Raw genomic sequence first — 11,508 nt, forward strand, 5'->3', positions numbered from 1 at the left:
CTCCCCCTCCCCCGGCTCACCCCTGCGCCGGCGCGGCCCCCTCCGGCGGCGCCGCGGCCTCCGCCTTCTTCTTCTTACGCCGGCTCTCCATCCACGCCTTGCGCGCCTCGAGCCACTTCGCGAGGTCCTTCGCCAGCCACCCGCCCTTCTGCCGCCCCACGATCTCGCGCAGCAAGAGCGCGGCCTGCCCGTGGCCGATCCGCATGGCGAACAGGTCGTCCATCACGATCTTCGCCCACCGCGTCCGGCGCACCGAGTCCATGTGGTCCACGAACTGCTCGACCCGCAGCAGCACCTTCGTCCCGAGCCCCGTCTTGCCGGTCACCACGAGCGCCGCCGTCTTCTCCTTGTCCAGCGCCTCGAGCCTGCGGATCGCCCCCTCCATCAGGTTCGCGTGCTCGGCCCACTCCGCGCCGCCCTGCTCCTTGGCCGCGCGCACCGCCGCGAGCGCCTCGCGCAGATCGATCAGGCCGAAGTCCGAGTACGACAGGAAGAACGTCAGCACCTCGCGCCGCGCCGACGCGTTGCTCTGCATCCGCTGGATCGCCGTCCTCACCCGGTCCATCGAGAGCCACCGGTACACGAAGTCGAGGCCCGTCCCCTTGATGTTCTGCGAGCCCATCAGCCGCGCGTCGAAGCCCGGCGGCACCTCGCGCGTGATGAAGTCGATCACCTTGTCGCCCTTCGCGTCGGCGTTCCACAGGACCGCGATGCGCTCCAGGAACAGCTCGCGGAACGCCGCCCGGAACGCCTGGTTCGCGTCGGCGTCCGCGCCCCGCGACAGCGCCGCCTCCACCTCGGCCCGCGCCTTGTCGCGCCGCGCGAGCCGCCGCGCGAGCCGCGCCGCGTGGTGCACGATGTCCGGGCGGATGTCGTCCTCCCCCGCCGGCGGCGCGTGCGGCTCCAGCGCCTTCTTCACCGCCGCCTCGATCGCCTCGTGCTCGCCCTTCTTCCCCGCCACGTCGGGGCTCGCCACGATCGCCGCCGCCGCCGCCTCGTCGATCGCCGGCAGCGCCCGCAGCATCCGCGTGAGATCATCCTCGAACGCGCCCGGCCGCGCCGGGACGCCCACCTTCTTCATCTGCTCGTCGAAGCGCTCGAGCGCGCGCTCCTTGCCGCCCTCGCCCGTGATCGTCATGTCGCGCAGCCGCGCGTCGAGCCCCTCGGTGATGAACTGCATCATCCCGCCGAGGTTCGAGTTGATCAGCACCACGTGATCGACCCCGATGTCCTCGACAACGATCTGCGCGAACACGCGCGACCGCGCGACCCGGTCCGCCCGGTTGTTCACCACCATCACCGACGCCTTGCCCGGCGTCGCGTCGATGTCGTGTTTGTCGAACGCGAGCCGCGTCCAGTTCGACATGAACCCGGCGCGCTCGTTCGCGCTCATCCCGTTCGAGAACGTCAGCTTCCTGCCCCGGTAGCTCACCGTCGGGTACGTCTTCAGCACCCCGAGGTCGAGGATCACGTGGTCGGCGATCTCGACCAGCGCGAACTCGCGATCCACCCCGAAGTGCTCCGCCAGCGCCAGCACCAGCGCCACGTTGCGCGGGTGCTCCTGGTACGGCAGCCGGTCGAGCAGGTCGACCGGGAGCAGATCCGCGTCGATCGGCGGGATCGCGACGAGGTTCGTCCCCCGCCGCTGCGCCGCGTCCTTGAGCAGCGGGAGCATCTGCTCCTCCGTCGTGAACGACAGGCCGTCCGTCGGCATGAAGCGCGCGATGACGCGCGCGACGTCCTCGCCCCCGGGGCCCTGGATGTCCTCGTGATCCGGGTAGGCGTTCGTCAGCGTCGTGATCTCGTCGCGCATCCACTCCGAGCAGAGCGTGTCGACGAAGAGCGGCTGGAGCGCCATGCACTCCCACAGGAACACCTGCGCGCGGAGGTTCCTCCCGGCGGTCAGGATGTTCCGCTGCTCCCAGATCGTCGCCTTGTCGTACGGGCGGTAGATGAAGATCTCCTGCGCCGGCAGGTCGCGCATCGCGTGGATGAACATCGCCTCGCAGCCGGTCGTCTTCACGACGACGTCGTACCGGAGCGCGTGGAAGAGCGCGGCCTTGAGCCGCTCGGAGCCGCTCTTGCCCCGCGTGCCCCAGCCGCCGATCGTGAGCGGGATGCCCCGCCGCGCGCGCTCGATCTGCGTCATGATCCACGCGGCCCGCAGGATCATGTACGCGAGCACGATCCACGCGACCCACGCGAGCTGCGTCGGGACGTTGCCCGCCGGCGACACGAGGTACGAGAAGAAGCCGTCGATCCAGACCGGCAACGACGGGGACGTGAGCCACGAGTCCCGGCCCATCTGCCAGATCGACGGCAGCGCGACCGCGAGGTACTTGCTCGGCAGGTGCGGCTCGATGGCGTAGGGGCGGCCGTCGACCTCGCCGCCCGTGTCGCCGAGCGCGACCGAGAAGCCGAGCTCGCCGACGAGCTGCGAGAAGCGCTTCTGCTCGGCGGGCTCCTGCGCGACGAGCGCGCGCATGCGGGCCTGCGCGTACCGGTCGTAGCGCAGCGTGATCAGGGCGCGGGCGCGCAGGCGGCGCGACAGCTTGGCCGGCGCGCGCACCGTGATCGCGCCGCGCGCCGTGATCAGGCGGAGCTCGCGCTGGACGAGGCCGGCCGCGGCGAGCAGGTCGTCGATGCGCGGGACGAACGACCCCCAGCCGCCGACCGGCGGGTAGACGTGGCGCTCGCCGGGGACGCGCGTCGGCGTGACCTCGGCCATGCCGACGGGCGGCGCCACGATCTCGCCCGCGAACTGGCGGCCGGCCGTGTGGATCCAGCCCTTGCGCTTGTCGGGCATCGGCGTGCGCATCTCGTGCACGAGGCGCCAGAGGCGGAAGCCGCGCGGCTCGCCCCGCGTGAGCAGGTACCGGCCCGGCCCCCGGCGCCGGAGCGAGTAGGTCATGTCGCCGCGCGCCGCGACCGCGAGCGCGCGCTCGATGTCGCGGGGCTCGGCGTCGCGCGGGAGCTCGACCGGCGCGCTCTCGCCCTCGAGCAGCTCCGAGGCCGCGGCGACGATCGTCTGGCGGATGGACTCGGCCACGGGGCGGCTCTCGACCTCGAGCAGCCGGAGCGCCGCGGCCGCCTCCTCGCACAGGTCCGGCGCGATCGCCGGGCGGCTCGCGAACTCGGTGAGCAGGTCGACGAACGTCGCGGCCGGCAGCGGGGCGTACGGCCCGGCGCAGAGGGTGCGGACCGCCTCGAGGGCCGCGCGGGACGCGAGCGGCGGGCCAGGGTTCGAGAGGGCCGCGCGCACGGCGCGCTCGGCGAACGGCGCGGCCTCCGCGTGGTCCGTCGCGTGGCGGGCGAGCTCCCGCATGGCGTAGCCGCGGACGCGCGGCGACCCGTCGCCCTCGGCGATCTCGCGCAGCGCCGTGAGGGCGCCCTCGCCGCCGAGCGCGACGAGCTGGCGCACGAGCTCCTGCCGGACGTGCTCGCTCGGGTCGTCGCGGGCGAGCAGCGCGATCGAGAGCGGGTCGGCGCCCGCGGGCGCGGCCGCGGGCTGGGCGCGCGCCGCGCCGCCGGCGGGCTCGGCGCTGAGCCGCGGGGCCGAGTCGGGCGCGTGCTCCTCCGCCGGCGGCGGCTCGGCGTGCCCGGGCCGCTCGGCGCGCGCGGCGCCCGCGCCCGCGATCGGGACCACCGGCGCGGCGGGGCGGGCCGCGGCGCCGAGGAGGCGCAGGGCGTTGCGCCGGAGGATAGGGCCGTCCTTGTCGTCGGGGTTGCGCGTGCGGATGCGGTCGGCGAGCAGCGAGAACGCCTCGTCCGGGAAGAGCAGGACGCCGATCTCGAGGGCGGCGATCTGCACCCAGCGGGACGCGCCCACGCCGCGCGACCACGCGAGCGCGGCGCGCGCCGCGTCGAGGCCGAGGTGGCCGAGCCGCTCGCGCGCCGGGATGCGGTGCAGGAGGGCGACGGCGGCGAGCAGGGCGGCGCGGCGGACGGGCGCGGGGCGGCTCGGCTCGGCGTGCGCCATGGCGAGCCGGAGGACGCCGCCGTCGCGGGCGACGTGCAGGGCGTCGATCGGGTCGTCGAGGCGCCGGGCGAGGTCGGTGAGCGCGTGGTAGGCGATCTCGATCTCGTCGAGGCGGTCGGCGATCGCGGTGGCGAAGCGCTCCTGGGCCGCCTCGAGGTCGAGGTTGCGCCCGAGCGCGGACATGTCGCCGGCCTGCTCGAGGCGCGCCGCGAGCCAGCCGAAGAGGGGCGGGCCGCCGGCCTTCTTGCCGCGCTCCCGCGCCCAGATGCGGAGCTGCCGGGCGAGGAGCTCGCGCCGCTCGGCCGGGGTGGCGGCCGACTGGTAGGCGATCACGAGCGCGGACTCGGCGCCGCGCAGCCGATCGACCTCGGCGACCGCGCCGTCGGCGCACCGCGCGAGCGCGGCGAGCAGCGCGGGCCTCGGGTGCTCCTCGTCGCCCAGGTCGGCCATGACGCGCGCGATGACCGCGTCGAGCGCGCGCGGCCTGAGGCGCGCCTCGATCGGCGGGAGGCTGTCCTCGATCTCCTCGGCGAGGGGCCGCGGCGCGGCGGTCCAGCCGTCGGCCAGCGACGGCAGCGACGGGCGCGCGCTCACGGCGCCCCCCCGCGCGCGGGATCGTCGGGTGAGGAACGGCGTTGCGGCGGGAAGCGAAGGGCACCGTACGGCGAGACCATCGGCGGACGAGCAGCGTACACCGGGACACCGGCGCGCGCGTGGATCGCGCCGGCGGCGCGCGCCGGCTCCGGGCGCCCGCTCGGCTTGCCCGCTCGGTCTGGCCGCTCGGTGCGCCGTCCAAGACCGCGGCGCGAGACGCCTCGCCCGGACCATCGAGAGCACATTTGTACCCCGGGCAACAATGTAGGGGACCTGTTACCCTTGCGGCCTATGTCCTCAGTCACACGACGAAGACGGTTGGCCGGGGTGGCTGCCGGCGGCGCCGTCGCGCTCTGCTGTATTGCGTGCCCGGGAACCCCCGAGCCGGCCGACGAAGCCGCCGGCGGCGGTGGCGCGGCCTCGTCGACCCAGGCCGCGAGTTCGTCGACCCAGGCCGCGAGCTCGTCGACCCAGGCCGCGAGCTCGTCCGGCGCGGGCAGCGGCGGCGCCGGCCCGGGCAGCAGCTGCGCCGATCCCCTCCCGCTGGAGCTCGGCCAGGTGACCGAAGGCCGCCTCGCCGTCGAGGGGCAGCAGGACCATTACCGCTTTCACGGGCGCAAGGGTCAGGTCCTCCAGGTCGACATCGACGCCATGAGCTTCGCGGCGGTTCCGTTCAACCCTCGGTACATCGACTCGGTCGTGACGCTGTTCCACGGAGACGGCTCCCAGCTGGCGCAGAACAACAACGACATTACCGATGAGCTCGCCTCCGACAGTCGCCTTCACACCATCCTCCCCGCAGACGGCGAGTATTGCCTCCGCGTCGCCGACTGCTCCACGCTCATCGAGCGCCCGAACGACAACTGCGCGACCGGAGAGAAGCTCTTCACCCGGTACGAGGTCCGGGTCGACGAGCTTCACGACGAGCCGGGCGACAGCAACACGATCGATCTGGGGGACAACGATGGATCCAGCTCGGCCACGCCGGTGACCTACGTCCTCGAGGATGGATTTTACCGGATGTCGAACCTGTGGGGCACGTTCCAGGATCCGGAGGACGTCGACGTCTTCAGCGTCACCGTCCCCCTCGAGTTCGTCCCGCGGCGCGCGGACGCGCGTGCCGCGGCCTTTTTCTACGTCACGCCGAGCGGCCCGGAAGGCAATGGCTCGACGGCGCCGACGGGCAGGATCTCCCTCGTGGATCCGGGCGCGCCGGAGGTGAGCTTCGCCGAGATCGAGGGTGCGAACAGCACGCTGCTCTTCGTCCCGATCGAGCCCGGCAAGGAGTACTGGCTCGTGGTGAGGCGCGCGGGCGACACGGCTGGCGCGAACGACTTCTACTTTCTTCACCACGCTCTCGGCTGGGGCAACTCGCTCGAGGCGGAGCGAGGCTCCGGCGAGAACGATACCCTGGATATCGCCGCGCCGATCACGGTGGAGCCGTACAGCGAGCAATCGTCGGCCGCGCCGGGGGGCGTGGCCGGGATCGAGGGCGACCTCGTCTCGGCCCCCGAGGACGTCGACCATTTCGTCATGGATGTGCCCGCCGGCCTGCCGTGGGTGAGCGTCCGTTGTGATGCCCAGCATTACGGGTCCGGCCTCCGGGGCTTCCAGGTGTCGCTCCTGAACGAGGGGGGCGCCCCCCTCACGCCGCTCTCCGTCGGCCAGGAGGAGGCGCATGAGCCGACACGTATCCGAAGGTCCCACACCGTCGGCGCCCGCCGGATCGTCCTCAAGGTGGAGGCCGCGTCGCAGGATGTCGGCGTGGCAAGCTCCTTTTATCGCTGCAACGTTTATTTTTATCCCCGCGCTGCGTCCTGAATTCGTCCGTCCTGAAGATACCTGGGCCTGCCCTGACGTCCCCTGGCGTGCGCCCTGACAACTCTCTCGGGGCTGCTATTCTGCGGCGCATGAAGGTGGCCATGGAGGGAAAACTCTTGTCGGGGATCGGCGCAGGAGGAGCCATCGCGCTCCTCCTCGCTGCGTGCGCGAGCGGCGGCCCGTCGCTCCCCGGCCTTGGCGGCGACGGTTATGGTGGGGGCGCGGACGCCGCCACGTCGAGCCAGGCCACGAGCTCGTCGGCCGAGACGAGCTCGTCGAGCACGAGCGGCGGCTCCACGCCGGAACGCAGCTGCGCCAACGCGCTACGTCTCCCGCTCGATGCGCTCGGTGCTCGAACGAAGGGAGCGACTCTCGAGCTGAATGGGGAGGAGGACTACTACCTTTTCCGCGGCCGCAAGGGCCAGGCAGTCTACCTCGACATCAACACCGTGGGCTCCGGCGGCCGCCGGGACGAGCACATCGACACCGTCATGACGCTGTTCTCCGCGGACGGCACCCAGATCGCGGAGAACAACGACAGCATCGAGTTCTTCGATCTCGAGAGCACCCTGTTCACGATCCTGCCCGAGACCGGCGAATATTGCATCCGCATCGCCGATTGCTTCGCCTTCTACGAGCGTCCCGAGAATCACTGCAGCGGGCTGCCAGGCAGGAGCGTCACCGGGTATGACCTCACGCTCGTCGCGCTCGTCGACGGACCCGGCGACCACGAGACCCGCGACCACGAGAGCAGCGACGAGTCCAGCTCGGCCACGCCGATCGGGTACCTCAAGGCCGACGAAAAATACTCGCTCTCCGCCATCTGGGGCACGTTCCGCGACCCGGAGGACGTCGACGTCTTCAGCTTCACGGTCCCCGAAGATTTCGAGAAAGACATCCCGGGGACCCGGATGAGCGCGGATTTCTACATCATGCCGAGCGGTCCGCAGGGCAGCGGCTCGACGGCGCCGACGGGCAAGGTCTCCATCGTCGATCCGGACGCGCCGGACGTGCCGCTCGCCGAGGTCGACGCCGCGAGCAGCACGCACCTCGCGGCCCCGATCGAGCTCGGGAAGAAATACTGGCTCTTCGTCAGGCGCGAGAGCGGGGCTGTCGGCGAGAACGATTTCTACATGATCACCCATTACGCCAGCGCGGGCCCGCTGCTCGAGCTGGAGCAAGGCGCCGGGGAGAACAACACCGTCGGCACCGCGCAGCCGCTCGCGCTGGGCTCGGTCTCGCCGGAGTCGCCCATCCGCAACATCGCTCGCGTCGAGGGGGACCTCGTCGGCCCCCCCGAGGAGGTCGACATCTTCCGCGTGGACGTGCCCCCCGGCATGGGGTGGGTGAGCGCGATGTGCGAGGTCCGGCACCTGGGCTCCGGCCTCCGCGGCTTCGAGATGTCGCTCCTCACGGAGGGCGGCGGCCTGCTCGCGCCCCTGGCCACCAGCATGGAGGAGCCGCACGAGCCGACGCGGATCCGGGAGACGCAGCTCCAGGGCGCCCGCAGCGTCCTCCTCAAGGTGCAGGCCGAATCGCAGGACCCCGCCGTGAAGAGCTCCTATTACCACTGCTCGGTCAATTTCTATCAGTAACCCGCCGGGCGCCGTCAGGGCGTGCCTTCCGCGAACGTGTCGCAGTTCTCGACGCGCCCGCCCTGCATCCCGCGCTTGAACCACGCGACCCGCTGCGCGGACGAGCCGTGCGTCCACGTCTCCGGGTTCACCCTGCCGGTGGCGCTCTTCTGGAGCCGGTCGTCGCCGATGGCGGACGCGGCCTGGAGGGCCTCCTCGGCGTCGCCCGTCTCGAGCAGGTCGCGCTTCGCCGTCGAGTGGGCCCACACGCCCGCGAGGCAGTCCGCCTGGAGCTCCATGCGCACGGAGAGCGCGTTCCGGTCGCCGGGGCTCGCCTGCTGCTGCTGGCGCACGCGCCGCTCGATCCCGAGCACGTTCTGCACGTGGTGGCCGATCTCGTGGGCGAGCACGTACGCCTGGGCGAAGTCGCCCGGCGCGCCGAAGCGGGCCTTGAGCTCGCGGTAGAAGCCGAGGTCGATGTACGCCTTCTGGTCTGCCGGGCAGTAGAAGGGGCCCATGGCCGACTCGCCGAAGCCGCAGCCCGAGCGCACGGAGTCGGTGAACAGCACGAGCTTCGCGTCCGGGTACGTCTGCCCCATGCGGCGGAACTCCTGCGTCCACACCCCCTGGATGTCCTCGATGAGGAAGTGCATGAAGTCGACGAGCCGCTCCTCCTCGGGCGAGCTCGCGCGCTCCGCCTGGGCTCCCGGCAGCGAGACGCCTTGACCGGCGCCCACCTGGCTGAGGAAGTCCTTCCCGAACACGAGCGAGAGCGCGAGGAGGAGCAACGTCCCGCCGACGCCCATCTTGGCGCCGCCGGAGATGCCGCGGCGATCTTCGACGTTCGAGCTGCGTGTGCCTGATGTCCAGCGCATAGCAGAGGGACGTATAGCGTAGAATGTGTATCAGGTGCTACCTGAGCTTTTGGTCGGGGCGCGGTGCATGGGGCCCGCGTCGGGCCTCGCGATCTCGGTCCTTTTGGGGTGGAGGGGGGTCGAGGAGCCGCGGGGAATGGCGCGGCTCCAGCGCGGGCGGCTCGGCGGTGGTGGCCGGGAAGACGGCGCGGACCGGGCTGTCGATCCTGGGATGAGGGTCGCGGCAGGGAGTCGGAGGTGGTGGTGTTGCGATCGCTCCGGCGCGCGGCGCGCGCCGCGCGGGCGCTGGGATAGCGGGCGAGGCCGAGCGCTGCGGCCGCCCTCGCTCCCTTGCGTCTTCCGGGGGCCCGGTGGGATCATGCGCGCCATGACAACCAGAGCTCATCTTGTCCCCATGATCGCGCTCGCGGCGCTGGCCCTCGCCGCGGGTTGCCAGGAGGCTCCGAGCGCGTCCGGCGGGTCCGCCGAAAAGCCGGCCGCGACGGGCTCGCCGGGGGCCGAGCAGGCCGCGGCGCTCAAGCCCGGCGACGCCGCGCCCGACATCACCTTCACGCTGCACGACGGCAAGGAGGTGAAGCTATCGAGCCTGAAGGGCAAGCAGGTGCTCGTCTACTTCTATCCCAAGGACGATACGCCGGGCTGTACGATCCAGGCGAAGGGGCTGCGCGACGGGTGGGCGGATCTCCAGGCTGCCGGGGTCGAGGCCTACGGGGTGTCGAGGCAGGACGCGCAGAGTCATCAGGCATTCATCGAGAAATACGAGCTTCCGTTTCCGCTGGTCGTGGACCAGGACGGGGCGGTCGCGAGGGCGTTCCGCGTGCCGCTGCGCAGCGATCTCGCAGCGCGGCAGTCGTTCCTCATCGGGAAGGATGGGACGATCAAGCAGGTGTGGCTGGAGGTGGATCCCAAGGAGCATGCGGCGGCGATCCTGGCGGCCGCGAAGAGCTGAGGAGAACGCGGGTGGATGGGTGATGGATCGCCGCATCGAGCGGCGACCGGGCGCCGTCTCCACGGATCCATCTTTTCGTCTCACGTCTTTCGTCTCACGTCTTTCGTCTCACGTCTTTCGTCTCACGTCTTTCGTCTCACGTCTTTCGTCTCTCGTGCTCGTCTCTCGTGATCGTGATCGTGATCGTGATCGTGATCGTGATCGTGCACGAGTATCATCAGCAATCCGGAGGGTCTGCCAGCGCATCTCGCGGGCATTATCTACTCGGATGCTGGCGCACGTAGACGCGCAAGAAAAATATCGATCACGATCACGATCACGATCACGAGAGACGAGCACGAGAGACGAAAGACGAAAGACGGGAGACGGGAGACGAAAGACGGGAGACGAAAGACGGAAGCCGCGGAACGGGAGGCGAGAGGCGGAAGCCGCGGAACGGGAGGCGGAAGCCGCGGAACGGGAGGCGGAAGCCGCGGAACGGGAGGCGGGAGGCGGAAGCCGCGGAACGGGAGGCGGAAGCCGCGGAACGGGAGGCCGGGAGGGCGAAGAGGAGCCCTCCCCTCGCCTCACGGAGAGACGTTCGTCGTGTACGACGCGTTGCGCAGGAGCTTCCGCTGACCGAGCGGAGTCGCAAACCCGTTCTGCGGATAGAACGTCGACGAGACGCCCCCGCAGCTCGGATCACTCCCCGCCCACCGCTCCGGACAATGCGCCATGATGTAATCGTAATCCGGGTTGCTGCCGCCGGGCCCCCGCCAGCGCGTGTGCTTGACGCACGCCGCCCCGTCCACCGTCCACTCCGCCTCGAGGCTCATGCCCGTCCCCTCGGTCTTGCTCTGGATGTCAAGCGCATCCCAGAGGTCGATCGCCGTCCCGGTCTTCGTGTGCGCCACGCCGTCGCCGCAGTAATCCGCGCGCACCAGGCGAACGCACGCCCTGTGGAAGTAGGACAGATCCCTGCTCTCGCACCGGTTCCCCTTGCACTCCTCCCCGGGCTGCCAATCCCGGTACCCCCACTCCGCGCACTTCCCGATCGCCGCGCCCTGGCAGCCGAACGTGAAGCTGTCGCCGTCGTCCGAGTAGTCCCCGGTCGCCGGGTCCCAAACCCCCTTCACCGGGATCGCGTCGAGGCCCTCGCCGCAGATGTTCGCCCAGAGGCCTCCACCCCTGTCGTACTTCACCGTGTAATACGTGATCCCATTGCGCTCCGCGACGTTCGTGATGCGAAGGGCCACCGTCGTCAGGTCCTCCAACACCGCGTCGAGCTCCGCGCCGATGAAATCACCGCCGCTCACCAGGTGGCCGTCGCTCGCGCGCGTGCCCTGCAGGAGCGTCGCGCTCAGCGTGACGCCGTTGTAGCGGATCCCGTTGTAGCGGATGCCGTTCAGCTGGATGCCGTTCAGCTGGGTGCCGTTCAGCTGGGTGCCGTTCAGGTTGATGCTGTTCAGCCCCCTCAGGGCAGCCAGGCTCTCGCTGATCTCCACCTCGCCCTCGACGCCCTCGACACCCTCGAGCTCCGCGACGCACCCGACGGACAGCGAGACGAGCCCGATCGAAAGCCCCGACAGAACACCTCGTCCGAACATACATCGCCTCCCGGCGCTCAACGCCCAACGCACGACACACTACGCCCTGCGTCGACAGTCCTTCTCTGGCCATCAGGCTCCGAGTCGCGCGAGAGGAACACCGCCCGGCGACGACGTCCGGAGACGCCGC

The 11,508-nt window shown here is 71.0% G+C and carries 6 protein-coding genes; 3 read left to right on the forward strand and 3 right to left on the reverse strand.

Going from position 1 to position 11,508, the window contains the following annotated elements; all coding sequences use genetic code 11:
- Positions 1-16: 16 nt before the first annotated feature.
- Entirely contained in the window at positions 17-4,573 is a 4,557-nt protein-coding gene (locus tag WMF43_RS41870) for a capsule biosynthesis protein CapB (RefSeq protein WP_437673525.1), read from the reverse strand.
- Positions 4,574-4,891: 318 nt separating this feature from the next.
- On the opposite strand from WMF43_RS41870, the gene WMF43_RS41875 reads away from it, so the two are divergent.
- A complete protein-coding gene (locus WMF43_RS41875) occupies positions 4,892-6,394 on the forward strand; it encodes a hypothetical protein (protein WP_437673527.1) in 1,503 nt (500 codons plus the stop codon).
- A 101-nt stretch (positions 6,395-6,495) separates the two neighbouring features.
- Positions 6,496-7,989, forward strand: coding sequence for a hypothetical protein (locus WMF43_RS41880; protein ID WP_437673529.1), 1,494 nt, complete (start codon positions 6,496-6,498; stop codon positions 7,987-7,989).
- Positions 7,990-8,003: 14 nt separating this feature from the next.
- Here the strand turns inward: WMF43_RS41880 and ypfJ are convergent, their stop codons facing one another.
- Complete coding sequence (gene ypfJ / locus WMF43_RS41885) at positions 8,004-8,843, reverse strand: KPN_02809 family neutral zinc metallopeptidase (protein ID WP_437673531.1); 840 nt, start codon at positions 8,841-8,843, stop codon at positions 8,004-8,006.
- A 367-nt stretch (positions 8,844-9,210) separates the two neighbouring features.
- Here ypfJ and WMF43_RS41890 point away from each other — a divergent pair, with 367 nt between their 5' ends.
- Entirely contained in the window at positions 9,211-9,792 is a 582-nt protein-coding gene (locus WMF43_RS41890) for a peroxiredoxin (protein ID WP_437673533.1), read from the forward strand.
- Between the two features lie 566 nt (positions 9,793-10,358).
- Here the strand turns inward: WMF43_RS41890 and WMF43_RS41895 are convergent.
- Positions 10,359-11,378, reverse strand: coding sequence for an ADYC domain-containing protein (locus WMF43_RS41895; protein ID WP_437673534.1), 1,020 nt, complete (start codon positions 11,376-11,378; stop codon positions 10,359-10,361).
- Positions 11,379-11,508 lie beyond the last annotated feature (130 nt).

It is taken from the genome of Sorangium sp. So ce131 (assembly GCF_051519095.1).
GTDB lineage: Bacteria > Myxococcota_A > Polyangia > Polyangiales > Polyangiaceae > Sorangium.

Bases quoted from the DNA above. Each gene is read 5' to 3' on its own strand.
- WMF43_RS41890 (WP_437673533.1), top strand. From the start codon at position 9,211: ATGACAACCAGAGCTCATCTTGTCCCCATGATCGCGCTCGCGGCGCTG.
- WMF43_RS41880 (WP_437673529.1), top strand. From the start codon at position 6,496: ATGGAGGGAAAACTCTTGTCGGGGATCGGCGCAGGAGGAGCCATCGCG.
- WMF43_RS41895 (WP_437673534.1), bottom strand. From the start codon at position 11,378: ATGTTCGGACGAGGTGTTCTGTCGGGGCTTTCGATCGGGCTCGTCTCG.
- ypfJ (WP_437673531.1), bottom strand. From the start codon at position 8,843: ATGCGCTGGACATCAGGCACACGCAGCTCGAACGTCGAAGATCGCCGC.